This is a genomic window from Pseudoalteromonas sp. (assembly GCF_041629635.1).
In the GTDB taxonomy this organism is placed as follows: domain Bacteria; phylum Pseudomonadota; class Gammaproteobacteria; order Enterobacterales; family Alteromonadaceae; genus Pseudoalteromonas.
In genome coordinates this window covers 35,642-61,976 of sequence record NZ_JBFKMX010000004.1, presented here as the reverse complement: position 1 = coordinate 61,976, position 26,335 = coordinate 35,642, and the positions used below count along the sequence as shown (strand labels likewise).

At 38.1% G+C, this 26,335-nt stretch carries 27 protein-coding genes and 1 pseudogene; 8 read left to right on the top strand and 20 right to left on the bottom strand.

Annotated elements, in window-relative coordinates:
- Positions 1–358: pseudogene (locus ABYD77_RS01295) on the top strand (AarF/ABC1/UbiB kinase family protein); the annotation flags it as partial.
- A gap of 7 nt (positions 359–365) precedes the next feature.
- On the opposite strand, the gene ABYD77_RS01290 reads toward ABYD77_RS01295, so the two are convergent.
- From ABYD77_RS01290 to ABYD77_RS01270, 5 genes are all read right to left on the bottom strand, one after another.
- A complete protein-coding gene (locus tag ABYD77_RS01290; protein WP_372766226.1) occupies positions 366–2,369 on the bottom strand; it encodes a methyl-accepting chemotaxis protein in 2,004 nt (667 codons plus the stop codon).
- Between the two features lie 108 nt (positions 2,370–2,477).
- The gene (locus ABYD77_RS01285) at positions 2,478–3,587 is read right to left on the bottom strand and encodes a DUF4785 domain-containing protein (RefSeq protein ID WP_372766224.1); all 1,110 of its coding nucleotides are present in this window, start codon (positions 3,585–3,587) and stop codon (positions 2,478–2,480) included.
- Between the two features lie 12 nt (positions 3,588–3,599).
- The gene (locus tag ABYD77_RS01280; RefSeq protein ID WP_372766222.1) at positions 3,600–4,457 is read right to left on the bottom strand and encodes a hypothetical protein; all 858 of its coding nucleotides are present in this window, start codon (positions 4,455–4,457) and stop codon (positions 3,600–3,602) included.
- Between the two features lie 392 nt (positions 4,458–4,849).
- Entirely contained in the window at positions 4,850–4,996 is a 147-nt protein-coding gene (locus tag ABYD77_RS01275) for an Lrp/AsnC ligand binding domain-containing protein (protein ID WP_372766234.1), read from the bottom strand.
- Between the two features lie 74 nt (positions 4,997–5,070).
- The gene (locus ABYD77_RS01270) at positions 5,071–5,271 is read right to left on the bottom strand and encodes an Lrp/AsnC family transcriptional regulator (RefSeq protein WP_372766219.1); all 201 of its coding nucleotides are present in this window, start codon (positions 5,269–5,271) and stop codon (positions 5,071–5,073) included.
- 370 nt (positions 5,272–5,641) lie between these two features.
- Between ABYD77_RS01270 and ABYD77_RS01265 the strand changes: the two genes are divergently transcribed.
- The 3 genes from ABYD77_RS01265 to ABYD77_RS01255 all read left to right on the top strand — a co-directional run bounded on the left by ABYD77_RS01265 (position 5,642) and on the right by ABYD77_RS01255 (position 8,662).
- Positions 5,642–6,196, top strand: coding sequence for a GbsR/MarR family transcriptional regulator (locus ABYD77_RS01265; protein WP_372766217.1), 555 nt, complete (start codon positions 5,642–5,644; stop codon positions 6,194–6,196).
- A 107-nt stretch (positions 6,197–6,303) separates the two neighbouring features.
- Positions 6,304–7,671 (top strand): cytochrome ubiquinol oxidase subunit I, encoded by a 1,368-nt coding sequence (locus ABYD77_RS01260; protein WP_372766215.1) that lies wholly within the window; start codon positions 6,304–6,306, stop codon positions 7,669–7,671.
- The gene (locus ABYD77_RS01255) at positions 7,664–8,662 is read left to right on the top strand and encodes a cytochrome d ubiquinol oxidase subunit II (protein WP_372766213.1); all 999 of its coding nucleotides are present in this window, start codon (positions 7,664–7,666) and stop codon (positions 8,660–8,662) included. Before ABYD77_RS01260 ends, ABYD77_RS01255 begins: the two co-directional genes overlap by 8 nt.
- Positions 8,663–9,094: 432 nt before the next feature.
- Here ABYD77_RS01255 and kdsA read toward each other — a convergent pair whose 3' ends face one another.
- The 8 genes from kdsA to hemA all read right to left on the bottom strand — a co-directional run bounded on the left by kdsA (position 9,095) and on the right by hemA (position 17,407).
- Positions 9,095–9,943 (bottom strand): 3-deoxy-8-phosphooctulonate synthase, encoded by an 849-nt coding sequence (gene kdsA / locus ABYD77_RS01250; RefSeq protein ID WP_372766211.1) that lies wholly within the window; start codon positions 9,941–9,943, stop codon positions 9,095–9,097.
- A gap of 20 nt (positions 9,944–9,963) precedes the next feature.
- On the bottom strand, positions 9,964–11,214 hold the full coding sequence (locus ABYD77_RS01245; protein WP_372766209.1) for a DUF819 domain-containing protein: 1,251 nt from the start codon (positions 11,212–11,214) through the stop codon (positions 9,964–9,966).
- Positions 11,215–11,244: 30 nt separating this feature from the next.
- Positions 11,245–12,039: a tetratricopeptide repeat protein gene (locus ABYD77_RS01240; protein WP_372766207.1), complete on the bottom strand. Its 795-nt coding sequence runs from the start codon at positions 12,037–12,039 to the stop codon at positions 11,245–11,247.
- A 197-nt stretch (positions 12,040–12,236) separates the two neighbouring features.
- Positions 12,237–12,611, bottom strand: coding sequence for a SirB2 family protein (locus ABYD77_RS01235; RefSeq protein ID WP_372766205.1), 375 nt, complete (start codon positions 12,609–12,611; stop codon positions 12,237–12,239).
- 5 nt (positions 12,612–12,616) lie between these two features.
- The gene (locus ABYD77_RS01230; protein WP_372766232.1) at positions 12,617–14,161 is read right to left on the bottom strand and encodes a DUF3369 domain-containing protein; all 1,545 of its coding nucleotides are present in this window, start codon (positions 14,159–14,161) and stop codon (positions 12,617–12,619) included.
- Positions 14,162–14,210: 49 nt separating this feature from the next.
- Complete coding sequence (gene prmC, locus ABYD77_RS01225; RefSeq protein ID WP_372766203.1) at positions 14,211–15,059, bottom strand: peptide chain release factor N(5)-glutamine methyltransferase; 849 nt, start codon at positions 15,057–15,059, stop codon at positions 14,211–14,213.
- Positions 15,052–16,137, bottom strand: a complete 1,086-nt coding sequence (gene prfA, locus ABYD77_RS01220) for a peptide chain release factor 1 (protein WP_372766201.1) — start codon at positions 16,135–16,137, stop codon at positions 15,052–15,054. Before prfA ends, prmC begins: the two co-directional genes overlap by 8 nt.
- Before the next feature lie 16 nt (positions 16,138–16,153).
- Positions 16,154–17,407, bottom strand: coding sequence for a glutamyl-tRNA reductase (gene hemA, locus ABYD77_RS01215; protein ID WP_372766199.1), 1,254 nt, complete (start codon positions 17,405–17,407; stop codon positions 16,154–16,156).
- 87 nt (positions 17,408–17,494) lie between these two features.
- Between hemA and lolB the strand changes: the two genes are divergently transcribed.
- From lolB to ABYD77_RS01200, 3 genes are read left to right on the top strand one after another with little or no spacing between them, the layout of a single operon-like run.
- On the top strand, positions 17,495–18,076 hold the full coding sequence (gene lolB / locus ABYD77_RS01210; protein ID WP_372766230.1) for a lipoprotein insertase outer membrane protein LolB: 582 nt from the start codon (positions 17,495–17,497) through the stop codon (positions 18,074–18,076).
- Complete coding sequence (gene ispE / locus ABYD77_RS01205; RefSeq protein WP_372766197.1) at positions 18,064–18,918, top strand: 4-(cytidine 5'-diphospho)-2-C-methyl-D-erythritol kinase; 855 nt, start codon at positions 18,064–18,066, stop codon at positions 18,916–18,918. The genes lolB and ispE overlap by 13 nt, the downstream gene beginning before the upstream one ends.
- A gap of 47 nt (positions 18,919–18,965) precedes the next feature.
- The gene (locus tag ABYD77_RS01200) at positions 18,966–19,913 is read left to right on the top strand and encodes a ribose-phosphate pyrophosphokinase (protein WP_274759943.1); all 948 of its coding nucleotides are present in this window, start codon (positions 18,966–18,968) and stop codon (positions 19,911–19,913) included.
- A 47-nt stretch (positions 19,914–19,960) separates the two neighbouring features.
- Here the strand turns inward: ABYD77_RS01200 and rsgA are convergent, their stop codons facing one another.
- The 7 genes from rsgA to ABYD77_RS01165 all read right to left on the bottom strand — a co-directional run bounded on the left by rsgA (position 19,961) and on the right by ABYD77_RS01165 (position 25,884).
- Complete coding sequence (rsgA, locus tag ABYD77_RS01195; protein ID WP_372766194.1) at positions 19,961–21,004, bottom strand: ribosome small subunit-dependent GTPase A; 1,044 nt, start codon at positions 21,002–21,004, stop codon at positions 19,961–19,963.
- A gap of 167 nt (positions 21,005–21,171) precedes the next feature.
- A complete protein-coding gene (locus tag ABYD77_RS01190) occupies positions 21,172–21,639 on the bottom strand; it encodes a CreA family protein (RefSeq protein WP_372766192.1) in 468 nt (155 codons plus the stop codon).
- Between the two features lie 24 nt (positions 21,640–21,663).
- The gene (locus ABYD77_RS01185; protein WP_372766190.1) at positions 21,664–22,902 is read right to left on the bottom strand and encodes an ABC transporter permease; all 1,239 of its coding nucleotides are present in this window, start codon (positions 22,900–22,902) and stop codon (positions 21,664–21,666) included.
- On the bottom strand, positions 22,895–23,596 hold the full coding sequence (locus ABYD77_RS01180; protein WP_372766188.1) for an ABC transporter ATP-binding protein: 702 nt from the start codon (positions 23,594–23,596) through the stop codon (positions 22,895–22,897). Before ABYD77_RS01180 ends, ABYD77_RS01185 begins: the two co-directional genes overlap by 8 nt.
- Positions 23,577–24,758 carry an efflux RND transporter periplasmic adaptor subunit gene (locus ABYD77_RS01175; RefSeq protein ID WP_372766186.1) on the bottom strand — a complete coding sequence of 394 codons (1,182 nt, stop codon included), beginning with the start codon at positions 24,756–24,758 and terminating at the stop codon, positions 23,577–23,579. Before ABYD77_RS01175 ends, ABYD77_RS01180 begins: the two co-directional genes overlap by 20 nt.
- Positions 24,759–24,785: 27 nt before the next feature.
- Positions 24,786–25,502: a YIP1 family protein gene (locus tag ABYD77_RS01170; protein ID WP_372766184.1), complete on the bottom strand. Its 717-nt coding sequence runs from the start codon at positions 25,500–25,502 to the stop codon at positions 24,786–24,788.
- Positions 25,503–25,710: 208 nt separating this feature from the next.
- Complete coding sequence (locus tag ABYD77_RS01165) at positions 25,711–25,884, bottom strand: hypothetical protein (protein WP_372766182.1); 174 nt, start codon at positions 25,882–25,884, stop codon at positions 25,711–25,713.
- Positions 25,885–26,058: 174 nt separating this feature from the next.
- Between ABYD77_RS01165 and ABYD77_RS01160 the strand changes: the two genes are divergently transcribed.
- The gene (locus tag ABYD77_RS01160; RefSeq protein WP_372766180.1) at positions 26,059–26,334 is read left to right on the top strand and encodes an HU family DNA-binding protein; all 276 of its coding nucleotides are present in this window, start codon (positions 26,059–26,061) and stop codon (positions 26,332–26,334) included.
- Position 26,335: the final 1 nt, after the last annotated feature.

Sequence of the window (26,335 nt, the reverse complement as noted above, 5' to 3'; positions counted from 1 at the left end):
TTATCTATCTCTTTTCAAAGCACTGTATTTGCAAGATAAAACACAGATTGAGCAAGCAGCTCGCAGTATTGGTTTTTTCAAAGCAGAAATAGATGGTGAATACTTAACAAAAATTTTGAATGTGTTTCGTATTGCGTCTGAGCCACTTAGGTTAAATCAAGAGTATGATTTTGCAGCCTGCACCATTGCAGCGAGTTTGCGACACGAAACTATGAGCATCAACAAGCAAAAAGATCAGTGGCACACGCCACCCGTAGATGCATTATTTATTCATCGCAAAGTAGCAGGTCTATACCTTTTGGCCAAGCGGCTAAATGCCAAAGTGAATGTTCATAAACTTTTAAAACCCTACTTGTAATAAAAAATTACAGTTTAAAGCGATTGAGTGCGTCGCTAACTTTATGACCCAGCTCATTAATTTGACGTATGTTTTCACTAAGAGCTAGCACTTCATTACTGTTATTTTCAGCGCTGTGTTCAACTTCTTGCATACGTTCTACAATATCTTGCGCCATAGCACGCTGTGTTGAACTTGATTTATCTATTTGGTTGCTTTGCTCAGCAAGACGAGAAAGACTCTGCTCTATACTATCGACCGCTGCTGTCAAAGTTGTACTTCGTTCTGTACAGGTCAAAGCAGTCTCTTGTCCATGAATTATGGTGTTTTGTGCTTCACTGGTGCCAGTTTGAAGGCGAGTGATCATGTGCGCTATTTCTTTTGTAGCTGCCTGTGTGCGAGATGCCAACAATCTAACTTCGTCAGCAACAACAGCAAAACCTCGCCCTTGCTCTCCCGCTCTCGCAGCCTCAATAGCGGCATTTAAAGCCAGTAAATTTGTTTGCTCAGAGATAGCTACAATAGTATCTAATATACTGCCGATATTACTTGATTGTTTAGAAAGCTCCTCCATTAGGGTCACTGAGGTGTTTAAGTTTGAAGCCAGTAACTGAATTTGCTCTCTATTTTGGGTAGCTAAATAAAGCACCGCATCGCTTTGTTTTTTTGCTTCAGAAATATCATCACTGCTTTGCTTGGTTTGAGTATTTACCATATCAGCACTGGTATGGACATCTTCAGCAAGTGCAGTAGTATGTTTAGCTCGCTCAATTTGATTCTGTGCATTTTGCGATACCGTATTGCTTCGGCTAAGTGAATTCTCAAGTCGTTGTTCAAGTAATACAACCTGAGCAAAAATATTGTTTATCAATCCTTGCATGGTGTTTATTACGCAGTTAAGTTTGTCGCAAAGTTCACCAAACTCATCATTATTAATTTTTATTGCTAACTTTGAGAAATCACCGTCTGCAATCTTGGTAAGTGTATTATTTATGTGATTTAACGGCCTTACTATCGCTTTGATAGTGAAGGTTGCAATTACCAACGCAGCCAGTAAAAACACCACAGCGATAATGATTAGCAGTGTCTTATTTTCATCAATCTTATTGTCTGCAACTTTTTGATATCTCTTAACAATATTGCTTGCATTGAGTTTTATTTGGTTAATTGAATCTAGGATGTCTTCAGATAATACTTCCATTTTATTAAAGTTTTGTTCAATTTGAGTGTCTTTGTTCGACTGAACCTTTTGTTGAATATATAGTTCTCCAGGGCTATCAACATTTCGTTTGAAGGATGCTAAATTACGTTCGAACGCCTGTTGAAACTCATTACTATTCACCGAGCCTAATTGTTGCGTCAAGAAATTATAATTATCCCTAATATTGTCTAGTAAAAAGCGCGTATCGTTTTGGTGTTTTTCTTGAATGTCTTTATCGATAGTTTGCCCTAAACCATTTGTTAATTCCGTTAAGTTAAATAGCATATCGTCAATCCGTACAACAGTGCCCATCACCTCGTCTAATGAGCGCCCATCTAGACCAGCAAGTGTCTCCAAGTCATAAAGCAAGTCAGAGGACTGCTTTATCACTTCAAGTTGGTTTAAGATTAAATCTTTACTTTGCTTCTTAGCAGCTATGAAGCCTTTTTTATTGTCAATCAAACTTTCTGATGCCTTTATAAGTGACAGTGATTGTTGATTAAGATTTTCTAAATTATTCGAAAGGCCCATTTTGTTTTTACTTAATAGTGTTAGCAAACCTTGTTTAAGTTGATTATTGTGCTCTGCTAGTTTTTCTATTGATACAACTTTTGACGCACCATAAATAGCGTTAGCATTTTTTGTATAATTAAGAATGATGGATAGTAGATCATCTGCATTACGCTGAATGGGAAGTGCGTCTTCTTTGATATTTACATAAGCTCGTTCAATATTGGTTAATGAAAAATAAAAAAATACACACACTCCTGCTAGTAGTATCCCGACGGATGAAAAGCCAAAGGTAATTTTTTGTTTTACTGTTAAACCCATTTTTCTGCCTGTCTATACTGCATACTCAATCAATTATAACCTATTATGTCATAAGTTATTTGTTTGGAAGAAAATACGCCAATTATCTTGGCGTATTTATGAGGTAGGTTAAAACGAAGAAGGTAAAGGTGGTGTTTCTAATACTAATAATCGGCTGTGATCTTTTAACACAACATTACTCAGTTGATAAAAGTTATATCCTGTATTCACTTTAAATGGAATCTCGAAGTTTCCATTCATTGAAAACTCCTTGGCCATTGCTACCGTAGCAATATCAAAATATTGCTTACCATCATTACTACCTTGTAGGGTAGCTTGTACACTATATTTTCCTGGGTCGCTAACTGTTAATGGCACAGTTACTTTAACTAAATTGTTTATTTCAGTAAAAGTATAGTTAGTGCTTGTTTTAGCCGTTTGTTTCATATTCACAAACGGTACTTTAATTGAACGTTTAATAGGCATATTAGAGAGTTCTGCATCTACTTGCAGCTCCAACTCGTATAAACCGTCAATTGAACCAATATAATCAAGCGACTCTGTAAATCTGATGCCACTAGATGTCACATTTACATCTACATTTTCTTTCATCGGACTTTTTAGTTTTGCCGAAACATTAGTTACTTTGATGTTAGGATCAGAAAATTGAAGTGACTGAAGGGCAAGCAAGTTTGATGTGCTTTTCATTTCATTCGCAGCAATCACATTTAAAATGGCTTTACTTTCTTTTTCTTTTACATGCACTAAATACTGTGATGAATCATCAAGATATTGATCTGTTTTAAGTACAAATTTTTGTAACGCTTTATTTGATTTCACCTTTAGCGCGACACTGCCATCAGAAAAGCCAGCATCATCCATTTCTTTTTGAGCAAATATATGTTCGGCAAACGTTTCCTTATTTTGTTGTGCATCGTTTGATGTTAACTTGAGTGAACGCACATCAAGTGGCTCAATATAGGGTTGTTCATCACTTTTATGAGTTATTTTTGGCGCAACACGGACAAAACTGTTTTTAGCTGAAAGTGGCAAATCAACGCCTCTTTTTAATTGTTGTCCAGATACCGTTATCCAATACTCGTTACTATCTAGAGACTGATTATGGTGTTTCGCAACATGCGGTTGTACTTGCTTGTATTGATAAACGATTTGCTCAGCAAAAATGTTTGATGCATAGATCAATGTGCAACAAAGGCTAACAAAAGTTAATTTTTTCATTATTATTATTCCTTAAATGCGGTTACGTAAAAGACCATCAAGGTTGAAACATTTACGACGACTTTGATGATGGCTTAATGGCTCACTGCCTCTAGTACGGTTTTTGTCTTTAAACCAAACGCTACCAGCCAGCGATTGTGAGCTGCATTCAAGAAACCCATCTGAGCAATTATCCAACCAGTTTTGAGTAACTTCTAAAGCCAATTGGTATTGATAACCACCACAATAGCTATCACTATCCCAAATCGCTGAGTCAACATCGCTACCAACCACCACTTCAAATTGTGAGCTTAATGAAGGCCTGTTTGGTGTACCGTATAACCAATTTTGGTTGTAGTGCGCCATCCAGCCTACTTGCTGCTGTTTTACGGCGTTACTAGAATACCCAAGTATCCAGCCAAGTGTTGTTTCAAATGAATTACCTGCGGTAACGGCATCTGCAAGCGGTGTTCCGCCAGAAGACGGTGCAAGTGCAATTGTTTTGGAAACGGTATTAATGATTTTAACGAAACGGCTATCCCAAGTTGGATTTGATAAAATCCAACGTACAACATTGCCACCGTTTGAATGTGTAATAAGGGTAAGCGATGAAATATTTTTACTGTCGATAAATTCGCTTAATTGTTCAGCTAAACACCCAGATGCACGTGCATCCCACATGTACTGATCAAAGTCACAATTTATCACTGTAACATTATTTGTATTAGAAAGACCTTGCTTAACCGAGTTTACAAAGTCGCCCGTCCAGTAATCATTGTAAGCATCCGTTTGATTTCCAGTGCCATGAATAAAGGCGAGTCCTTGATTAGCAAATAAGCTATTGCTTGCGTACAACATCACCGCATAAGCTATTATTTTAATTATTTTCATACTGTGTGTTCCTAATTATTATTTTGTGATCAGAGGAGTGACCTCCGATCACAAAATAACCAATTTAGGTACATTTACAATATATTTTTACAGTTTATTAACAATTGGTATAAATAGCACTTTTGTTATTACAGATTTATGTCAGAAAAAATACTTTAGATAACTAAATAATATAGTCATTGCCTGCAATGGTATTAATTAATCAAAATTCAGATATTTAAAAACTTTCTCATTATTTTTTTGGTGACTAAATAAATCTGTTCTCAATAAAACATTTTTCACGAACATTTCAGCCATGTACCTAGAAACAGCATCAGGCTAACTAGATTCCAATTTGCTAGTTTTGTAGAACTGAAATTAAATTTCGCTATGATTAATCAAGAATCCTTTACCTACGCTATTACAACATGCGTTGTAATCGTCGCTACTTGCTCAATAACCCCCAATACATCGGTATGAAATTGCTTGTAACTTTGAAGATCCGCTGTTTCTACACGCAAAATACATTCAAAAGCACCGGTAACGTTATGACAATACAGTACTTCTTTTGATAATGTAATTGCTTGCTCAAATTGTGTTTAAGCGACTTTTATACTCACTGATAAACCTACTGTCACATTGCTTTAAACCCTATACCTAGATGCTCAGCATCAATCGTCGCTTTGTAGCCTATTATCACCTTTTTGCGCTCTAGATCCTGAACACGCCTTAAACAAGCCGACGGTGATAATCCGATGCGCTCGGCGAGTTCTATGTTTGAGATATTGCTATTGCGACTTAATTCAAACACTATTTGTTCGTTATATATATCCATATCTAATTAAAATTGTCTAAAGTGTTTATAGTTAACAATATAAGATGTCAAATTGCGTTAATAGCTCGTGCTCATCCCAGCTTGCTGCCCTTTCAAGCGTTAAATACTTTGGCCACTTAGTGTATTAAGAAGACCTTTTATGTGAGCGTTTTAGTTAGGTGTTGATGGATGACACAATTGCAAACAGACAATTCATTTGCCTAATCTTTAAGCAAATGAATGCAACATGGTTCCAAGCAAAAATACTCATTACATCAGTAATACTAAAAGCGCTTTAATTTAATTCCTGTTAATTCAATAAAAAGATTGATCTACATCAAGTATACAATTACCATTATTTAAAAGTTTCAGAAATTATTGAAAGTTAAGAATGTTATTAACACCAAAAATCGAAAGTTTTGTGATGCACTGTGGTGAAATGGGCAGTCGTTGGGGATTTAACCGTACAATTGGCCAAATCATGGGATTGTTACTCATGAGTGAACAGCCCCTTAGTGCCGTTGATTTGTCAGAGACACTTAATATCTCTCGCGGCAATGTTAGCATGGCAATTAAAGAGCTGCAGTCATGGCGTTTAGTATCTGTTATCCATAAACCAGGTGACCGAAAGGACTATTACGCACCCGCTGGTGATATTTGGGAATTAGCAAACCGAGTTTTCGAAGAGCGCAGAAAAAGAGAGATGGACCCAACCCTATCTCTCTTGCGCGCTTCTATTATCGACGAGCCAGCGAATGCCGAAGAAGCATATGCACAAGATAAAATGGCTGAAATCCATGATTTACTTGAAACAATCACAGTCTGGGCAAGTGAATTACAAAGTATGAGCCCAGAGAAATTAACCACATTAATGAAGCTTGGCTCTGGTGTGGTTAAAGTACTCGACTTTAAAGATAAAGTTTTAAAAAGCGGTAATGGTAAATAACCATACCGCTTTTTTTGTGCACCAAATAAGGTGTTTTTTGTCGTCGTGCTATTCAATACATTTTTTAATGGAATAAGTATTGATAGCCTCATTTTTGGGGGTTGTTTATGTTGGATACATTAATGCTTTCACGCATACAGTTTGCGGCCAACATTAGTTTTCATATTTTGTTTCCCACTATTACCATCGCTTTGTGTTGGTTTTTGGTATTTTTTAAAGTCAGATTTGATATGACGGATAATCCAGTTTGGATGCGTGCATATCGATTTTGGGTGAAAATTTTCGCTTTATCCTTCGCTTTAGGTGTGGTAAGCGGCATTACGATGTCATTCCAATTTGGCACAAATTGGCCAGGTTTTATGGAAAAGGTCGGTAATATTGCAGGCCCTCTTCTCGGTTATGAAGTGCTAACGGCATTTTTCTTAGAAGCAACTTTTTTAGGCATTATGCTTTTTGGTATTAAACGCGTGCCACCGAAAGTCCATACCCTTGCATGCTTTATAGTTGCACTTGGTACTACACTATCAGCTTTTTGGATTTTGAGCCTAAATTCATGGATGCAAACACCAACAGGCTTTGAGATGCGAGATGGGGTTGCTTATCCAACAGATTGGTTTGCGATCATTTTTAACCCGAGTTTTCCGTACCGTTTAGCTCATATGCTGCTTGCATCTGGTTTAACTGCAAGTTTTTTAATTATTGGTATTAGTTGTTATCGATTATTAAAAGGTGATGACAAACAAGCCCCAAAACTAACACTAAAAGTCGCATTAATTGTTGCCGCAGTGCTTGCTCCACTTCAAGCATTTGTAGGTGATTTGCATGGTTTAAATACGCTCAAACATCAGCCGCAAAAAATTGCTGCAATGGAAGGTGTTTGGCATAGCGAAAAAGGCGCTCCATTATTGCTATTTGCCATACCAAATGAAGAAAGCCGCACTAATCACTTCGAGATAGGTATTCCAAACATGGCCAGTTTTATTCTTACCCATGACTGGGAAGGTGAAATAAAAGGGCTTAATGAATTTATTGGCGAGCACCCTCCCGTAAAGCCTGTCTTTTTCGGTTTTAGAATTATGGTTGGCCTTGGTTTATTGATGATTGCGGCGTCTTGGTTTGGTGTTTATCAGCTTAAAAAGCGAAATAAATTGCCAAATTGGTTAATGCGTAGCTTTGTATTACTTACCTTTTCAGGCTGGTTTGCAACCCTCGCAGGTTGGTATGTAACAGAAATTGGCAGACAACCTTATCTTGTCAGCGGTGTATTAAAAGTATCGGACGCTGCAACTCAAATTGCCCCAGCAAATGTTGGCTTTAGCTTAGCAATGTATCTAAGTGTTTATGCCATATTACTAGTCGCTTACCTACACACTGTGTTTTTAATGGCACGCCGTGCAGTAGAAATTGAAGAGTTTGATATGGCACAACAACCGATCAAAACAATTTCACAAAATGGAAAGAATGCATATGTTTGATCAAAATACACTTGCTGTGATTTTTGTATCCCTGATGGGCTTAGCTACCTTAATGTATGCTGTTTTAGATGGTTATGATTTGGGTGTCGGTATTTTATTGCCTTTAGATAATGAAACAGATGCAGATACCATGATTGCTTCTATTGGCCCTTTCTGGGATGCCAATGAAACCTGGCTTGTGCTTGCAATTGGTTTGCTATTAATTGCTTTTCCTACAGCGCACAGCATTGTATTGCAAGCACTTTATATTCCCTGCACTTTCATGTTAATTGGGTTAATTATGCGAGGTGTTGCATTTGATTTTAGAGCTAAAGCCATTGTAGCCCATAAACGAAGTTGGGATACCGTGTTCAAATTAGGTTCACTGCTTGCGTCACTTGCTCAAGGTTATATGCTTGGTTTATATGTAATGGGATTTAATAATAGTTTTGAAGCCCATGGTTTTGCAGTATTAAGTGCAATTGGCGTAACCGCAGCGTATGCATTTATTGGTAGTGCATGGCTTGTAATGAAAACTGAAGGTGCGCTGCAGAAAAAGGCAATATCTGTTTGTAAATCTACCGTTATTATCACTTTTCTGGGTATTTTTGCTGTGTCATTAGTGAATCTCTTTATTTCACCTGAAATATATTTAAAGTGGTTTACCTTCCCTTATGCGTTGATCTTAATTCCAATTCCGCTTATTTGCGCGAGCTTTTTCATTTTATGTTGGTTTGTATTAAAGCGTTTAGATAGCAAGCCTAATATTGGGGCTAGCCTGCCTTTTATTTTTGCTTTGTTGATATTTTCACTGTCATTCTTTGGCTTAGCATTTAGCTTTTTCCCTGAAATCGTTCCAGGGCAGTTAACTATTTGGCAAGCTGTTGCAGCGCCTGAATCGCTTAACTTTTTACTGTGGGGAGCATTAATTGTTGTGCCAACAATTTTAGCGTATACGGCTTTTTCTTACAGGGTGTTTTGGGGCAAAGTTGACGAGTTACGTTACTATTAACATTATAAAAAGTGTAGCCATTGGCTACACTTATTTAACTGGGTAAAAATGCTTTCTAATATTTCACTCTTTTTTAGCAACATACCAATCTAACATATTTGGTTAAATAGTAGGATACCAGTACTACTGCAGCATAAATTATTTCTTCCTTTTAATAATAGATGTTGAGAGTATACCCGCAGCTTCAGTTAAAGTGAGCGTACAAGAATGGTATCTCAATTTTGATTTACCATATAAAAGTAAGAAATTACTCATCCAATACAGACAAGCAGTTAGCTGCTGCATCTAAACTAGTGAGGGTTAGTTACAATTTACGCGTTTATTTGTATTTCTTTTGATTAAAATAATGTTTTTATAGCCTTGGATTTAAGATACTTAATTTGAATTTTAAATTAATAAAAAACACCGGCATTCGCCGGTGTTTTTTATTAATTAACTTGCAGAGGTATCTAATGCTTCAAAGCTTTTCACAAGCTCATCTACCGCTTTCATTTGACTTAAATAGCCTTCAAGCTTTGTAAGCGGCAGTGCGCACGGACCGTCACATTTTGCAATATTTGGATCAGGGTGTGCTTCAATAAATAATCCAGCTAATCCTAAAGCCATTCCACTTCTAGCAAGCTCTGCAGCTTGCGCACGACGACCATCCGCTGAATCAGCGCGTCCACCAGGGCGTTGTAATGCGTGAGTTGCATCAAAAATTACAGGTGCTTGGAGTTTCATATCATCCATACCTAACATATCAACAACAAGATTGTTGTAGCCAAAACTCGAACCACGTTCACACAAAATTACTTGGTCGTTTCCTGCTTCGTTAATTTTTTTAATAATATGACGCATTTCATGAGGTGCTAAAAACTGTGGTTTTTTAACATTAATCACGGCACCCGTTTTAGCCATCGCAACAACAAGATCTGTTTGACGAGCTAAAAAAGCAGGTAACTGAATTACATCAACAACTTCAGCAACTGGTGCTGCTTGATATGGTTCGTGTACATCCGTAATCACTGGTACATTAAAGGTCTTTTTGATTTCTTCAAATATCTTAAGACCCTCATCTAAACCAGGACCGCGATACGAGTTTATTGATGAGCGATTCGCTTTATCGAATGATGCTTTAAACACATATGGAATATTAAGCTTTGATGTTACTTCTACATAATGCTCAGCAATTTGCATTGCCAAGTCACGTGATTCAAGCACGTTCATACCGCCAAATAAAACAAATGGCTTGTCGTTGGCAACGTCGCAGTTACCTACTTTGATAATTTGTGTATTCATTCAAATTCCTAACTGAATTATTAACTTCCAACGAGTTGTAAAACCTGTCCACAGAACCAAGCCGCATAAGTGCCTAAAGCGTAACCTAACACAGCTAAAAGTACCCCAACAGGTGCTAATGCCGGATGAAACGCGGAAGCCACAACAGGTGCTGAGGCTGCACCACCAATATTTGCTTTACTGCCTACTGCAACATAAAACACAGGCGCTTTAATTAGCTTAGCAACAACAAATAATAAAATGACATGCACAGCCATCCAGATTAAACCAATAATAACGTATTTCGGTGCTTCAAAAACTTTACCAATATCCATATGAAGACCAATAGTGGCAACAAGAATATATAAAAATGCACCGCCCACTTTAGATGCACCTACTGCTTCAAAATTGCGTGCTTTGGTAAATGACAAGCTAAGGCCTATTGTTGTTACAACAAAGATGATCCAGAATAATTTTGAATGCAGTGAAAACTTTTCTAGTTCAGGATAATTCGCTTGGAAAAAAGGCACTGCAGTGTCTGCAATTAGATGCGCAAAACCTGTTGCTCCAAAACCAAAAGCGACTAATAGCATTAAATCTCGGAGTTCTGGTTTACGTGAATTCTGCTTCTCAAAATGGGTTACTGTATCAATTAGTTTATCAATAGAGCTGGTATCAGCACCGGTATGCTTATCAATTTCTTTGTGGCGTGCCGCAAGATACAACAGGCCCGCCATCCAAATATTGGCGACAACAATGTCTACTGTCACCATAATTGTGAAGATATCACCATTGGCTTGGTAAATTTCTTTCATCGCAACCATGTTAGCGCCACCGCCAATCCAACTGCCAGCAAGTGCCGCCATACCTCGCCATAATTCGCCTGCACCATCTACACCTAACAATTCTGGCATAAAGGTCGCAGCCACTAAAAGCGCAATTGGACCACCGATCACAACCCCTACCGTACCTGTTAAAAACATAATAACTGCTTTAGGTCCAAGCGCTGCAACTGCCTTTAAATCAATACTTAGTGTTAATAACACTAAACACGCAGGTAAAAGATAATATTTAGCAACACTGTATACTTTGTTCCCTTCACCATCCACTATGCCGAATGTATTGAGTAATGACGGTAAGAAATAGCACATTAAAAGTGCTGGCACATATTTATAAAATTTTGCCCAAAAACCACTTTTAAGATTAGATGTATAAAAAACAAATCCTAAAATAATGGCTAACATGCCCATAACGACAGCGTCATTGGTGAACATAACCGAGTGAGAGTCCATTAGTTCGTTTCCTGTATTTTTATTTTTTGATTAATGAATGGTGCGAAGATGTTTATCCATTTCTTCAATTTGATTTTGTAAAAGCTCAATTGAGGGATCATCAGGGCATTCTTCAATAAACTTTTCAAAATCTTTCTTAGCTAATTCGTCGCAGTTTAGATTTTGCAATAAATAGCCGCGATCACGAAGTTCATAGGGATCGTCGTCCGTTAACACCATGAGCTTTTCAACACATTTAAACGCTTCACCGTAACGTTTTTCACTAATAAATGCCCATTTTTGATGCGCTAAAAATAGTTTTTCAACGTCTTCTTCAAACAGCTGTTGAAACGCATTATCAAGGCTGTTTTCCGCATCGTTTTCAGGCTTAATATACCAGCGTTGTGAGCCTGAACAAGGGTCGATTAAATAACCCTCACCTTGACTTACTTCAAGTAATACTTGGATATCATTTTCAAATACTAGCATTTCCACATCAAACCCGAGTTGCTCCATTACATACGTTAAAATCATACCAAGAGAAATTGTACTCCCAGTGCGATAATGTAAGGTGTAAGCAACACTGTTTAATAAACTCATGGGGACTTTTTGACTGGTGCCACTGAATGCCCAATCAGTAAAAAAAGAATCCAATAATGAATTTAAATTTTGTTCAACGGTATATTCCGCCTTTTGTGTTTTTACTGCCAATAAAACAAGTTCGGAAAGTTTATCTTTACAAGCAAAGTAATCGAACTTGCTTAACCAAGAAGACTCATGATTTAGACAGGTAAACACTGGCGCTTCAACAGTAGAAGTATATTCTTCCTCAGAGATATCAAACATCAATACCCTTCGGTCTCATAGTTACTAAAAATTGCTGTCAGTTTATCGCGTTTTACTATGAATACCAACGTTCACCGTAGAATAGATAAAGAATAGACACTAACTTTATGCTTTAGCTCAAAAAGACTTTAAAGCTTTTTAACTTTGTGAAAATAGAATTGTTTAAAAGATAAAAGAAAAGGCTGAAAAATCAGCCTTTAAAAAAGAAATGGTGTTTTAAATCTTGCTAGATAGAAAATAGCAAAAATAACCGTTGTAGCAAGTAACAATAAAGAAAGCTGACCTTTTATGTGTTTTTGCCTTGACATTAGAATACCCACTGTAATAAATGCGACAACTAAAATTATCTTTTCTAGTAACCACGGTTGGTTATGCGGACTCATACCTAAAGTCATTGCAAGTGCAACAGCTGAAACCAGCAACAATGTATCAACACTGTGACTACTAATAAAAAGTAATTTGTTTTTAGCTAATTGCAGCTGCTTTATTCTCGCAAACGCACGGGTATAAAAAAGCACAACACTGATTAATGCCAATAAAATATGGGTATGTTTTAACGCTGTATATTCCATTTTTATTACTCTGGATAATTACTTAAAATCTGTTCATATAAGTTTATGTTGCTCAAAAGGATATCAACCAATTTAGGTTCAAAATGTTTACCTCGTTGATTTGTCAATTCTGCAGTAACTTGCTCTAACGTCCAAGCCTCTTTGTAACAACGTTTATGGCGCAATGCATCATACACATCCGCTAACGCAACAATACGCCCATATATATGAATTTCCTCTTCTTTTTTTCCCGCAGGATAACCCGAACCGTCCCATTTCTCATGATGGTCACGAGCCAATACTGCACCGGCTTTAATTATATCGCGACGAGAGCCAGTTAATATTTCAAAACCTTTTACAGCATGAGATTTCATGATTGTCCATTCTTCATCATCCAAAGCACCGGGCTTGTGCAAAATAGTATCCGGAATGCCTACTTTACCTACATCATGGAGTGGCGCTGCATATCGTAAAATTTCAGATTCCTTATTCGGTAAACCATAGCCTTTTGCTAACTCATAGCTAATCAATGATACGCGCTTAACATGGTTACCTGTTTCAGATGAACGTTGCTCAACCGCTTCACTCAAACGATAAACAATTTCACGCTGTGTATCTTCAATTTCAGATTGTAATTGCACATTCTCATAAGCAATTTGAACATTTTGTGAAAATATTTCTATTAAATCTTTGTGAGTTTGCGTTAAATTTTTGGGTATGCCAGAGACATACAACATTGAATTATGATTAAAGCGGCTTGAACAAAACGCAAATAAATAATCATCTTTATAAACGATGCTTTTGTTTTTCAGCGCTTCTTGGCATGCACTCAACTGATTGCCAGTTAACACCTGATTTACAGGCTTACCTTCACTTTTTTCAAACTCCCCTTGACCTGCAAACACAATCAACTCATGTTCTTTATCATTGGGGTTACTTGCAACAAAAGAAGTGGCATACATGGCTTCATCAACAGATCCTAAAATAGAGGTAAGTTGTTGCATCACACCATGAATAAATGTGTCCATCGAGTGCGCAGAAAATATATCGCGAGACGCCATAATAATTTTCTCAAGCCCTTGTCGAGATTGCTCAATAGATAAAATATCACGATAAGAACGTAGACTAGACATTACCACAGTAAACAGTTTTTGAGCAGTGAGCTCTGTTTTTGATTTGTAATCATTAATGTCGTAATTGACAATCACATGACGTTCAGGTGCTTGCCCCGGCTGACCAGTACGAAGGATTATTCGCACGTGATTATTTTTAGCATCTTCGCGAATGTATTGCGCTACTTTAAGGCCTGCATCATCTGTTTCCATAACCACATCAAGTAATACAATCGCAGCATCTGGATTCGCTAGAATCATTTTCTCAGCTTCTTTTCCTGAGAATGCGCTGATAAACTCCAATCGCTTACCTTGAAATGTAAAATCACTTAATGCAAGTTTGGTTACTGCATGGACTTCTGGTTCATCATCAACAATCAAGACCTTCCAAGCACCAAGATTATGCTCTTGCTCAGTAGTTTGATCTGACTCTTCTGAAAATAAAAAATCACTTGCCACTTTATCCATACCCCTCATGACGACTTAGCTAACGCACCGACTCAATAAACTAAATAGGATCCCATTTGGCTAAGGTTACACGGTCATTGCCGCCTAAATCTTTCTCTGTTGATATAACTTTATATGCCATTTTTGCAAAAAAATCACGTACTAACTGCCCCTGATCATAACCATGCTCAATCAATAACCAGCCTTTTGCTTTCAAATATTTGCGGCTTGTTTTTATTATATGCTCAATATCTGCCATGCCCTGCTTTTTAGCAACTAATGCAGAAAGTGGCTCAAAACGAACGTCTCCTTGTTGTAAATGAGGGTCTTGACCGGCTATATAAGGTGGATTTGATACAATAATATCGAACTGTGAGTCACTCAACGCAGTAAACCAATCACTTTGTAAAATTTCAGCATTTTCAATTTGCAGTGAGTGTTTGTTTTGCTTAGCGAGTTCAACTGCTTCCGGTTTAAAATCAACAGCAGTTACTTGCCAATTCGGTAGTTCACTGGCAAGCGATAACGCAATCGCACCCGTGCCCGTGCCTAAATCAAGTAATTTGCCTGTATTTTCTGTGGCTTTGGTTAGTGCAAGTTCAACTAGCGTTTCGGTATCTGGACGGGGAATTAATGTCGCGGGACTTACTTTAAAATTTAAGCTCCAGAACTCTCTGTATTGTGTAATGTGGGCCACAGGCTCACCTAACTTACGTTTTTCAATCGCAGCAATAAATTGTGACTGCTGCTCATCTGTAAGTATTTTATCTGGCCAGGTAAAAAGGTAGGTACGCGATTGATTTATTGTTGCGAGAAGAAGTACTTCAGCGTCTAATTTTGCGGACTCTGAGGTATAGATTAAAGCACTTGCGCCAAACGCAAGTGCTTGTTCAAGCGAATAATTACTCATCGCCCATCGCTGCGAGTAGATCAGCTTGATGCTCAAGTACAAGCGGATCAACGATTGCACCTAAGTCACCTTCAACAATTTCATTTAACTTATAAAGCGTTAAATTAATACGGTGATCTGTTACACGACCTTGCGGATAGTTATAAGTACGAATACGTTCTGAACGGTCACCACTACCAACTAGGTTGCGACGTTCACTTGCTTCAGCAGCCATTCGTTTTTCATCTTCTGCTTGTTGTAAGCGAGATGCAAGTACACTTAGTGCTTTGGCTTTATTCTTATGTTGCGAACGCTCATCCTGACATTCAACAACCACGCCTGTTGGTAAGTGCGTAATACGAATTGCCGAGTCAGTTTTGTTTACGTGCTGACCACCTGCACCAGATGCACGGAAGGTATCGATTTTTAAATCTGACGGGTTAATTTCAATTGCTTCAGCTTCAGGTACTTCCGCCATTACCGCTACGGTACATGCCGAGGTGTGAACACGCCCTTGAGATTCTGTTTCAGGAACACGTTGAACACGGTGTGCGCCTGATTCAAATTTAAGTTTTCCGTAAACACCATCACCTGAAATATTGGCGATCACTTCTTTAAAACCACCGTGCTCACCTTCATTAGTGCTCACAATTTCAACTTTCCACTTTTGTGTTTCAGCGTAACGGCTATACATACGGAATAAATCACCCGCGAAAATAGCAGCTTCGTCACCACCCGTACCTGCACGTACTTCTAAGAATACGTTGTTATTATCGCGTGGATCTTTTGGTAGCATAAGCACTTGAAGTTCATCTTCTAACGCTTCAATATTGGCTTTGGCTTCTTTAAATTCTTCTTGTGCCATCTCGCGCATATCAGGATCGTTGTCTTTTAGCATTTCTTCTGCTGTTGCAACGTCTTCTTCAGCTTGTCGATACGCATTGAATGCTTTTGTTACTTCTTCAAGTTCTGAGTACTCTTTTGATAACGAACGGAAACGGTCTTGGTCTGAAATAACTTCAGGGTCACTTAATAGTGCTTGTACTTCTTCGTAACGCTCAACCAGCGTTTCTAATTTTCTATAAACGGATTCTTTCATTTAAGCTTGACGCCTATTAATTATCTAAATCTAAAACTTTTTTGATTTGTGCAAGCTTGGCAATATCATCTTGTTCTGCCGCTTGCTTAATCGCTTTTGTAGGTGAATGTATAATGCGATTTGCTAATTTGTTAGCAAGCTCATTTAATACTTTCTCTGGATCTTTACCTGATTTTAACTGACCTTGCGCCTTTTGTACTAACTCTAATTTTATTTGTTCAATATTTTCGCGATAACTGCGGATAATATCGACGGAATCAAGCGCATTTAACCAAGTTACAAATTCGTTGGCCTTGTTAACGATAATTTCTTCAGCTTCAGACGCAGCACGCTCACGGGATTCTATATTCTGATTAACAATCTCTTGTAAATCGTCAACTGAATACAGGTATGCGTCATCAAGTTCTGCCACTTGCGCTTCAATATCGCGCGGCACAGCAATATCTACTAAAAGCATCGGCTTATACCGACGCGCTTTAAGAGCTTGTTCAACCATTCCCTTACCAATAATCGGTAAGGTACTTGCTGTGGAGCTGATCACAATATCAGCTTCAATTAAACTTTCCGGCACACGTGCTAAAGGCACTACTTTTGCATTAAATTCTTCTGCTAAATTTTCCGCTCTGGATAAAGTACGGTTTGCAACCGTCATATGCTGACAGCCATTTTGGTATAAATGTCGTGCTACCAGCTCTATTGTTTCGCCTGCACCGATCAGAAGCACTTTGGTTGGTTCTAAATTACCATATATGTGTTTTGCTAAATTTACCGCAGCATAAGCAACAGAAACGGCACTTGCTCCGATATCTGTTTCGGTACGCACCTGTTTCGCTACTGAAAAACATTTCTGAAATAAGCGTTCAAGTAATGCATTTACAACCCCAGCTTGTTTAGCTTTAGCATAGGACTGTTTTATCTGACCAAGAATTTGTGGCTCACCTAGTACCAATGAATCTAACCCGACCGATACTCGCATTAAATGTTGGATAGCCGCAAAGTCTTGATGCTGATAGATATGCTCAGCCAGTTCATTCTCACCAATTTTGTGAAATTGCGCTAACCACTTAATAAGCACTTGGGGATGTTGATTTTCAAGGATACAATAGAGTTCTGTTCGATTACAGGTAGACACAACAACGGCTTCATTTACACCAGATTGTTGGCAAAGCTGAGAAAGGGCAACATCAATTTGCTCGGGTGAAAACGCCACGCGTTCTCTCAGCTCTACTGATGCTGTTTTATGATTAATGCCTAAAGCAACTATGGTCATTATGTCTACAATTTGTTTTTAGCACGTTTTAAAGCGATTAATTTTACGTAAATCAAGTCAATAAAAAAAGTAAGGATTTAAGATTTGATGCAATTACGCATGATATTTGTCATATTTTTGGTCTTTTTGAGTGGCTGTGCAAGTCAATACTTCGATAATGCGACAGTAAAAGAAAATTGGCAAAGACAATTACTTCAACAAGATACTTGGCAAGTCCAAGGAAAACTTGCGATTATTCAACCAAAAAAACGACAAAGCGCGAATTTATTTTGGTCCACTACTCCGCTAAAAGATAATTTAAATCTCACCAGTTTTGTCGGTACGTCTGTTTTAGCACTCGAAAAAACGCAAAACCAAGCAACTCTTGAACTTGATGGCGAAACGCATACCGGAAAGAATGCGCAACAATTAGTTTATTGGTTAACAGGTATGAACTTGCCTTTTTTAGATGATCCTAATTGGCTAAAGGGCTTACCAAACACCACACATTATCTTGCCGATGAGCTAAATCGTGTTAACCAAGCTACGTTAACTGATTCTAAAGGTGAGCAGTGGCAAATTTCGTACAACGATTATAAAAAACACGGTGGTTATTGGCTTCCTTATTCAATTTCGCTTACCCACAGCAGTGTAAAACTTAAATTAAAAGTATATTCATGGCAGATTTAAACGAACTTTCTTTAATTGCACCAGCAAAACTCAATTTATTTCTTCATATAAATGGCCGTTTAGATAATGGTTATCATGAACTGGAAACGCTGTTTGTGTTCTTAGACTATGGTGACACTCTTCATTTTAAAACAAACACAAGCGACAGAATTGTTTTAAATACCCAAATTTCAGGGCTCAATGACAACGATAATTTAATTTATAAAGCAGCAATATCCTTAAAAAAAGCGACTGGTTGTAAATTAGGCGCTGAAATATCTTTTGATAAACGTTTGCCAAGTGGTGGCGGGGTTGGTGGTGGATCTTCCGATGCTGCAACTACACTACTTGCACTTAACGCACTTTGGCAATTAAATTTATCACTGCAAGAGCTTGCTAATATTGGTGTGCAACTTGGTGCCGATGTGCCTGTATTTATTAATGGTCGCGCGGCAATTGCCCATGGTATCGGTGAACAACTTGAAGACGTTAAGATACCCGAAAAATGGTACTTAGTAGTTCACCCAAATGTGCATATTAGTACAGGATTAATCTTCAACGATCCTGACTTACCTCGTAATACACCCAAATTATCAAGCCATTGGCAAAGCGTTAAACATCGCAATGACTGCGAAGAGTTAGTGAAAAAGCGCTATCCTGAGGTTGAAAAGACCCTTAACTGGTTGTTAAAATACGCTCCGTCGAGAATGACAGGTACCGGCGCATGTTGTTTTGTCAGTTTTGAAACACAACACGCAGCCCAAGCAGCGTTAAATATGCTCCCTGACACTTGGCAAGGCTTTGTAGCAAGAAGTACGAACATATCTCCAGCACATTCGGAGCTACGTACTAAACTAAATTAATTATTGGTAACTAACGTTACCCAAAAAAGTGCCTGAGGAAACCTACCGTGCCAGACATGAAGCTCTTCGCTGGTAACGCAACGCCTGAGTTAGCTCAAAAAGTTGCAAAACGCTTATACATTGATCTTGGTGACGCTGAAGTTGGTCGTTTTAGTGACGGTGAAATTAGCGTTCAAATTAACGAAAACGTACGTGGTTCTGACGTTTTCATCGTGCAATCTACTTGTGCACCTACTAATGATAACTTAATGGAATTAATCGTAATGGTTGACGCACTACGTCGTGCATCAGCTGGTCGTATTACTGCGGTTATCCCATATTTCGGTTATTCTCGCCAAGATCGTCGCGTGCGTAGTGCTCGTGTTCCAATCACCGCGAAAGTAGTTGCAGATTTCCTTTCAAGCGTTGGTGTAGACCGTGTTCTTACGGTTGATTTACACGCTGAGCAAATTCAAGGTTTCTTCGACGTACCTGTTGATAATGTTTTCGGTAGCCCAATTCTTCTTGAAGATATGAAAGCGAAAAAGTTTGAAGATGTTGTTGTGGTATCACCAGACATTGGTGGTGTTGTTCGCGCACGTGCGATTGCAAAATTACTCGACGACACAGATCTTGCGATTATCGATAAGCGTCGCCCACGCGCTAACGTATCGCAAGTAATGCACATTATCGGTGATGTTGAAGGTCGTGACTGTATCATTGTTGACGACATGATCGATACTGGTGGCACATTATGTAAAGCCGCTGAAGCATTAAAAGAACATGGTGCACGCCGTGTATTTGCATACGCTACACATCCAGTATTATCTGGTGCAGCCGCTGAAAACATCAAAAACTCAGTAATTGACGAAGTGATTGTTACTGACTCAGTACCACTGACTGATGAGCTTAAAGCAATCGATAAGATTAAAGTGCTTACACTTGCAGATATGCTTGCTGAGACAATTCGTCGCGTAAGCAACGAAGAGTCAATTTCAGCACTTTTTGAGCATTAATTATACGCTCAAAGAAACTAAAGAAAAGGGAGCACACGCTCCCTTTTTTATTGCATTCGTTTAATTTTTGTCGCTTGGCTCTGAGTACGTTTGTAATATTTACTCAGCGACTTATCGTGTGCCCGCCGCTCTTGTAAAGAAGCTGTATTAAATTGGTTTTCTTTACGTAATTTTTGATAGTTCAAAAATCGACGTTCTGATAATTCTCCCAATTCAATTGCTGCTCTCACTGCACAAGCAGGTTCAGCTGTATGACTACAATCCGCAAACTTACAGTTATTTGATAACGATTCTATATCTTTAAATGTCGCATCAATGCCGTCAGTTACATCGGCTAACTGCAATTCACGCATACCAGGAGTGTCTATAATGACCGCACCACTTTCAAGCATAAGTAAATGACGACTGATAGTTGTGTGTCTCCCTTTACTATCTTGTTCACGGATTGCGCCCGTAGATTGCACACGTCCACCTAAAAGCGTGTTGCTTAAAGTTGACTTACCAACACCTGATGAACCAAGCAATACAATACTCGTTTGCGGTTTAAGCCAAGGTGCTAGTTGTTCATTCGCTTTATCATCACAACAATTAATTACTTCAACGCTTAATAGAGGATCTAACGCTTGGACTAATGCTTGCTTTTGCTCGCAATCATCAACTAAATCCGCTTTTGTTAAAATAATAACAGCTTCACAATCAGCCACATTCACTAATGCTAAATAGCGCTCAATCCGATTCAAATTAAAATCATCGTTAAGCGAACACATAATAAATGCAACGTCTATATTCGAAGCAATGTGTTGCACTTCACGCTGTGAGCCTACTGATTTTCGTGAAAATAAGCTTTTACGCTCAAGTAACCTAGTAAATTGATGCGCTTCATCAAGTAACAGCCAATCACCAACAACACACTTTGATGTTGTCATTGTTATTGGCAACGTTAGTAGCTGCTCTGTATTATCAACAACTAATTGACTACGATGCTGCTCAATTACACGTACTGGTATCGTATCTGACCACTCTTCCATACTTAATTGTTGTTGAAAGAATGGCTGCCAGCCAATAAAGTTTAATTTGTTAATATTTATCATTTTATGCCCTTAAATATTTTAAAAAAGGGGCTTTTAACCCCGGTAATTGTTACCGGGTGAAATTATTTATGCATTACACCCGGTTGGGTTTAAAACAATCATCAAAATCTCCTATTTGGTTTTTTATTCAGAATTCACAAATTAACATAGCAAAGCTGAATTTAAAGTTAATTTTCTATGCTTTGGAAATTATACGCTTTAGTTCCCCACAGTGGTACCGTCGATAAACTGTGTTTAAAACTACCAGAAGTTTCTTTTGTAGAATAAGCAAGATACATCAAGGTTTGGTTTTCTTTATCTAAAACGCGTCTAATTTTCATCGATTTGAATAATACACTTTTAGATTTTTTAAATATCACTTCACCTGAATCCGACATATCTATTTTTGCAATCATCTCTTTGGTAATTGGGCCTGTTTGTCTGCAAGCAATTGAGCTATCACTTGGGTCGGATAGGCTCAAATTGGCTTCAATAGAAGCAACGTGACATGCCACACCGGTAATTATTGGGTCTTTAAAATGATTGAGTTTTATATCTTTAGTTGTAAACATACCTAGTGATACATCACCCACTTCATTTGAGTCACAACCAACTAAAAATGTACTTACCAGTAAGGCGAAAAACCATTTTTTCATTTTAAGCTCCTTAATGCCCACTTGTTATTCGTATCTTAACGCATCAATAGGGTTGAGTCTTGCGGCTTTAATTGCAGGCACCAATCCAAAGATAACACCGATTGCAGAAGTGAAACCAAACGACAACAAAATTGCCCACATTGGAATGTACGCATCTGGCATACCTGGTACAATTGCTGAGATTGCAGCAGCGGCGCCATAACCAGTCATTAATCCAATAATGCCACCAAAGAGACTTAAAACCACGGCTTCAACCAAAAATTGCAGCATGATAAAGCCTGGTGTTGCACCTAACGCTTTTAGTGTGCCTATAATACGCGTACGCTCCGTGACTGAAACTAGCATAATATTCATCACGCCAATACCACCGACAATCAAGCTAATGCCAACAATGCCTGCAGTAATGGCCGTTGCACTACCAGTAAATTTATCAATGTTTTCTCGGGCCTTTTCAGCTGTTTCAAATTCAAAATCATCATGTTGATCTTTTGTCAGCTTATGATTTTGCCTTAAGATTCGTTTCATTTGCGCTAATGTTTTGGCTTCATCAACATCAGGTTTTAAACGAAACATAATTTGGAAATATGGTTTGCGTTGATTCCCTTCAAGTAACTGCATGGTACTAATTGGAATATTAATGTAATCATCTTGATCAAACCCTAAAAAGCTACCTTGCTTTTCAGCAACACCAATAATACGGAACCACTCTCCACCAAGTTTTATATATTCACCAACAGGGTTTTTAGGTAACTTTAATTTTTCAATTAAACTTTCCCCAATAAACGCCACACGACGACGTTTTTCATCATCTTGAGGACGAATATAACGACCCGATTCAGGGTAAATGCGATACGCTTTTTGGTAATTCGACTCTGTACCCACTACTCGCGTATTATGGCTTTCACCCTTGTACTCCACTGCTCCTTGAAAACGAAATGCCATCATTTGTGCTGTTATCGTATCAAACCCATCAACTTTCCCTTTGAGTGTTTCAAAATCATTCACTGTCAGGTATGAGCGCTTGCCAAGCATTTCTTGCTGTGGTGTTGTATAGGGCTTAATGGTTGTCACATCGGGTGCCATATCAGCAAGTTGGTCGTTAATTTGTTTAGTAAAACCTTGCATTACTGCAACCACAGTAATAACCGCCGCAACACCTATAATTATGCCTAAACAGGTGAGCGCACTTCGCATAGCATTTGCACGAATTGCTTGTAGAGCAGCCTTTGTACCTTCAATAATCGCAAGAAATGATTTAAACATATGCTTTTTCCTCGCTATTTCGGGTATCGGATACCACGTTACCATCGACTAATCGGATCACTCGGTGACAGTGTTCCGCAATTTCTTGCTCGTGAGTAACCAGAATTATTGTGTGCCCTTCACGGTGTAATTCATCAAATAACATCATGATTTCATGAGTTGTTTTACTATCCAAGTTACCGGTAGGTTCGTCCCCTAATAAAATATCAGGTTTAGTTACCAACGCCCTTGCAATTGCTACACGCTGTCTTTGACCGCCTGATAATTGTGATGGTAAATGATTGAGCTTGTCGCCAAGTCCCACTTTTTCTAGGGCTTCTGTCGCTAATTTTTGCCTCTCTTTAGCTGAAATAAAGCGATAAATAAGCGGCTGCATTACATTACTTAATGCACTTGCACGGGGAATAAGATTAAAACTTTGAAAAATAAACCCCACACTTTTGTTACGTTGACCAGCAAGTTCCGTTTCTGTCATTTTTTTTACAGGTCTACCCTGTAATACATACTCACCACTGGTGGCAACATCTAAGCAGCCGATAATATTCATAAGCGTTGATTTACCTGAACCAGAAGGACCGATAATCGCCAAATATTCATTTTCATCTATGGTTAAACTAACATCATCAAGTGCTCGAAATGTTTGCTCACCCATATTATATTCTTTACGAATGTTATTAAGCGCGATCACTGACATCTTTTGTGTCCTTTTCATCCGCTTTTATTTTAACTTTTTCGCCTTCTTTTAATTTGCTAATTGCTCGAGCTGGGCCTACAACAACTTTCTGCTCTGCACTTACGCCCTCTTCAATAGCTTGTTCAATATCTGATGAAACCCCTAATTCAACTGATTTCTTTGTTACTGTGTTGTCATCATTTAACAACCAAACATAATGTTTGTCTTTTTCATTTTGCACCGCTTCAATAGGTAACTTAATTGCATCTTCGCCTATTGCTGTAGCAATTTCAGCGCGACAACTCATACCGGCATAAAGTGTACGCTCATCAGTATTCAATAATACTTTTACTTTAAATGAACGCCCTTGTGAGCCAGCAAACTGTTTTGCCGAAGTGCCAATATGAATTACTTGACCAATAAACGGTTTATTAGGGTAGGCAGCAGCGTAGATTTCAGCTTCTTGATTTAGCTTAATGTTTGCTATATCCGTTTCATCTACTTTAAGCTCCGCTAATATTTTACTCGGATCAGCAAGTAACATCAGATCTGAACCGACAATATTGGTGGTACCGGCAATAACCGTCTCGCCTTCTTTAATATCTACCGATGCAAGCAAACCACTCATTGTTGCTCTAAAAACACTTTTACTTAAACGATCTTCTGCAATAGACAGTGATGCTTTTGCTTGATTAAGAGATTCTTTACGCGCTTCCACATCAATTTCAGCAAGCTCTTTAGCATTTTTTACATTGTCATAAATTTCTTGCTGCGAAAGCCCAACATCATATAATTCTTTTTGACGCTTTAACTGTGATGCAAAGTTTTTGAGTTGTGTTTGTGCACGTTCAATATCAATTTCGCTTTGTCTTACTAGCGCTTTATAACGGTCAACTTCAGCTTCAAAGGCTTCTGTGTCGAGTTGCATTAGCATATCGCCTTTTTCAACACGTTGCCCTTCCTCAACAAATACGCGCTCTACTCGCCCTGTGACTTCAGAGCGAAGTTGTACTTGTGTGTTAAACACCAGTGTACCTGATGCCAAGATGGAATCTTTGATTTTACCTTTTTCTGCAACCGTCACTTTAACTTCAGGTACTTTACTGTCTCCTTTGATTTGCTGACTGACAATCAGTGCAACAAATGCGGCGATAGCAACAATTACAATTACAAGTTTTTTCATTTTCAACCCCTGAAAAAAAGCAGCACATTAAAGTGCTGCGATGATTGCCCAAATACCGTAAATTAACAGGCTTGGTAGTAATGCAAATAGTAATGCTTTGTTATTGCTAAAGTTCGTCCAAGATTTTAAGCCAACATAAGTTAGTACCAACGACCAAATTGAAAAAATATTGATACTTTCTAATAGCCCTGCAAACGCGTGGTTTGCTTCAAAGCCAAATACTAATTGGTTAAGTGAAGCGAATGTTAAGACACTCATCGGAATATCACCAGTTGAGGCTGTTAACACCAAGACAATAGTACCCATTGCAGCGAAAATAGTTGGTAAACTGGTGAATGCAGTAAATCCAAACCAATCGCCATAACTCATATGACAATCCATATCTTGTTTGCCAATCAAGTAGTAATAAAGCGCAAAGATACAAAAAATGGTTGGTACACCAATCAACACACCAATTGCAGAGAAAATCCACATCATTGGGAACTGCTGTGCGGTCATCGCCTCAGCTTGTTCTAGTTGTGCGGGGTTATAATCGCCACTTTGTTCCATTTGTGCCACTTGTTGCTCAACAAAGAAAGCTTGATCAACTGAGTTGAAATAAATGACTTGCGACGAAACGCCAAAAATAAAAATTAAGATGATTGCCAGCCAAGACCAGCCTTTTGCTTCTTTTAATCCGTTAAACGCTTTTGTTGGCGCTAAAAAAGTATCGCCAATTGCGCTAATAGCATTTTCTGATTTCATAGTGTTACCCGTTTTAGTTGTTTTGATACACAAACCATAACAATGTGAAACATTTTGAAAAACTAAAAATGATAAACGGTTAAAATTGATTTCGAACGGTCAGAAAAAATAAAGATGTGTGAACATCTGTTTATTTAATAAACACCATTAAAAGAGCTATTGAATGATTTATTAGTAAAACGTGTTTGAGTTCCCTTACAAAAAATAGTTAATCCAAAGGAGAAGCTGTGCTTTCAATGTTATCGCATAAACCGAATTCACATTTATGACTTTCAAAATAACTTAAGTTTAGCTCTGCCCACTCAAAATCTCGCTCAATGGGATCTTTTCTGCCTTCGTCACGGGCTTTTTGATAGGCTAATACAGAAACTAATAATTCCATAAATTTCTCTAACAACGCAATTAACTCTGTCATCTGTAATTTACGCAATTGAACTAAAACCCGATCACATTTTCCTATCACACTTTTTTGCTAAGAAAGTCCGCTACAAACACCAGAGTACTTGACTCCTAGACAACAGACGATTAGCCTTTGCCGCTTTTTAAGGGCGCTATTATGAATAAATCCCAACTAATAGATGAAATTGCAAAACAAAATGACATTACAAAAGCAAAATCAAAACTGATTGTAGAAAGCCTAATGAATACTATTATTCGTTCTTTATCTGAAGGTGACTTAGTGCAATTACCTGGCTTTGGCAGCTTTTCATTGAGCTATCACCCAGAAAAACAAGGGCGAAACCCACAAACTGGTGAACAAATAACGATTGCAGGGCAAAATAAAGTCAGTTTTAAAGCAGGCAGTAAATTAAAGCAAGCGCTAAGTAAATAGC

Coding starts and splice junctions, on each gene's coding strand:
- ABYD77_RS01285 (WP_372766224.1), bottom strand. CDS start 3,587: ATGAAAAAATTAACTTTTGTTAGCCTTTGTTGCACATTGATCTATGCA.
- ABYD77_RS01245 (WP_372766209.1), bottom strand. CDS start 11,214: ATGGACTCTCACTCGGTTATGTTCACCAATGACGCTGTCGTTATGGGC.
- ABYD77_RS01170 (WP_372766184.1), bottom strand. CDS start 25,502: ATGAAATCAGAAAATGCTATTAGCGCAATTGGCGATACTTTTTTAGCG.
- ABYD77_RS01290 (WP_372766226.1), bottom strand. CDS start 2,369: ATGGGTTTAACAGTAAAACAAAAAATTACCTTTGGCTTTTCATCCGTC.
- ABYD77_RS01260 (WP_372766215.1), top strand. CDS start 6,304: ATGTTGGATACATTAATGCTTTCACGCATACAGTTTGCGGCCAACATT.
- ABYD77_RS01270 (WP_372766219.1), bottom strand. CDS start 5,271: ATGGATATATATAACGAACAAATAGTGTTTGAATTAAGTCGCAATAGC.
- ABYD77_RS01235 (WP_372766205.1), bottom strand. CDS start 12,611: ATGGAATATACAGCGTTAAAACATACCCATATTTTATTGGCATTAATC.
- ABYD77_RS01160 (WP_372766180.1), top strand. CDS start 26,059: ATGAATAAATCCCAACTAATAGATGAAATTGCAAAACAAAATGACATT.
- ABYD77_RS01190 (WP_372766192.1), bottom strand. CDS start 21,639: ATGAAAAAATGGTTTTTCGCCTTACTGGTAAGTACATTTTTAGTTGGT.
- ABYD77_RS01240 (WP_372766207.1), bottom strand. CDS start 12,039: ATGTTTGATATCTCTGAGGAAGAATATACTTCTACTGTTGAAGCGCCA.
- ABYD77_RS01185 (WP_372766190.1), bottom strand. CDS start 22,902: ATGTTTAAATCATTTCTTGCGATTATTGAAGGTACAAAGGCTGCTCTA.
- rsgA (WP_372766194.1), bottom strand. CDS start 21,004: ATGATAAATATTAACAAATTAAACTTTATTGGCTGGCAGCCATTCTTT.
- ispE (WP_372766197.1), top strand. CDS start 18,064: ATGGCAGATTTAAACGAACTTTCTTTAATTGCACCAGCAAAACTCAAT.
- ABYD77_RS01180 (WP_372766188.1), bottom strand. CDS start 23,596: ATGTCAGTGATCGCGCTTAATAACATTCGTAAAGAATATAATATGGGT.
- ABYD77_RS01165 (WP_372766182.1), bottom strand. CDS start 25,884: ATGGAATTATTAGTTTCTGTATTAGCCTATCAAAAAGCCCGTGACGAA.
- hemA (WP_372766199.1), bottom strand. CDS start 17,407: ATGACCATAGTTGCTTTAGGCATTAATCATAAAACAGCATCAGTAGAG.
- lolB (WP_372766230.1), top strand. CDS start 17,495: ATGCAATTACGCATGATATTTGTCATATTTTTGGTCTTTTTGAGTGGC.
- prmC (WP_372766203.1), bottom strand. CDS start 15,059: ATGAGTAATTATTCGCTTGAACAAGCACTTGCGTTTGGCGCAAGTGCT.
- kdsA (WP_372766211.1), bottom strand. CDS start 9,943: ATGAATACACAAATTATCAAAGTAGGTAACTGCGACGTTGCCAACGAC.
- ABYD77_RS01265 (WP_372766217.1), top strand. CDS start 5,642: ATGTTATTAACACCAAAAATCGAAAGTTTTGTGATGCACTGTGGTGAA.
- ABYD77_RS01280 (WP_372766222.1), bottom strand. CDS start 4,457: ATGAAAATAATTAAAATAATAGCTTATGCGGTGATGTTGTACGCAAGC.
- prfA (WP_372766201.1), bottom strand. CDS start 16,137: ATGAAAGAATCCGTTTATAGAAAATTAGAAACGCTGGTTGAGCGTTAC.
- ABYD77_RS01175 (WP_372766186.1), bottom strand. CDS start 24,758: ATGAAAAAACTTGTAATTGTAATTGTTGCTATCGCCGCATTTGTTGCA.
- ABYD77_RS01255 (WP_372766213.1), top strand. CDS start 7,664: ATGTTTGATCAAAATACACTTGCTGTGATTTTTGTATCCCTGATGGGC.